The 819-nt window shown below is 52.4% G+C and carries 2 rRNA genes; both read left to right on the forward strand.

The annotated features are described in order from the left end of the window. A 23S ribosomal RNA gene (locus tag JaAD80_RS29845) occupies positions 1-277 on the forward strand; the annotation flags it as partial. A gap of 139 nt (positions 278-416) precedes the next feature. Beyond that, a 5S ribosomal RNA gene (gene rrf, locus JaAD80_RS29850) occupies positions 417-529 on the forward strand. The last annotated feature ends 290 nt before the right edge of the window (positions 530-819 follow it).

Here is an 819-nt window from a genome sequence, read left to right on the forward strand (position 1 = left end):
GTTGGAAATTTGAAGGGGGCTGCTCCTAGTACGAGAGGACCGGAGTGGACGAACCTCTGGTGTACCGGTTGTCACGCCAGTGGCATTGCCGGGTAGCTAAGTTCGGAAGAGATAACCGCTGAAAGCATCTAAGCGGGAAACTTGCCTTGAGATGAGATTTCCCAGAGCCTTGAGCTCTTTGAAGGGTCGTTCGAGACCAGGACGTTGATAGGCTGGGTGTGGAAGTGCAGTAATGCATTAAGCTAACCAGTACTAATTGCCCGTACGGCTTGTCCCTATAACCTTAGCAGGTACAGAGGATAAGATGGTACAACGTTGCGTGTGTGTTGATACAACCAGTCATTACCCCAATCTTTGCTTCTTCCAGATTCATGGCCTTGTCGTCCTACAGGAGACAAGCGCCAGTACAAGTTATGCCTGATGACCATAGCAAGTTGGTCCCACCCCTTCCCATCCCGAACAGGACCGTGAAACAACTTTGCGCCGATGATAGTGCTGCAACCAGTGTGAAAGTAGGTTATCGTCAGGCTTGTTATTCGCAGTAGAGAAAAACCCGTCAAGCAATTGGCGGGTTTTTTTCGTCTGGTGGTTTTGTTTGCGTGATACGCCGCAGGTGGTGTCGGCTTACGCGCTGCGCGCTAAGCGACCTACGTTCGTTTGCGGCTGGCCAGGCCGGGTAGGTCGGATTAGCGCGGCAAGGCCGCGCGTAATCCGACAACTACGCCAGCCGGCCAGGGTAGCCAAAGCATAAAAAAGACGAAAAAAAGCAGCGCTGCGCGCTGCCTTTGCTGTTTGACGCTCAGTTTTCCTGCAAAACCT

Origin of the sequence: Janthinobacterium sp. AD80 (genome assembly GCF_002878455.1) — a bacterium.
Classification (GTDB): domain Bacteria; phylum Pseudomonadota; class Gammaproteobacteria; order Burkholderiales; family Burkholderiaceae_D; genus Janthinobacterium.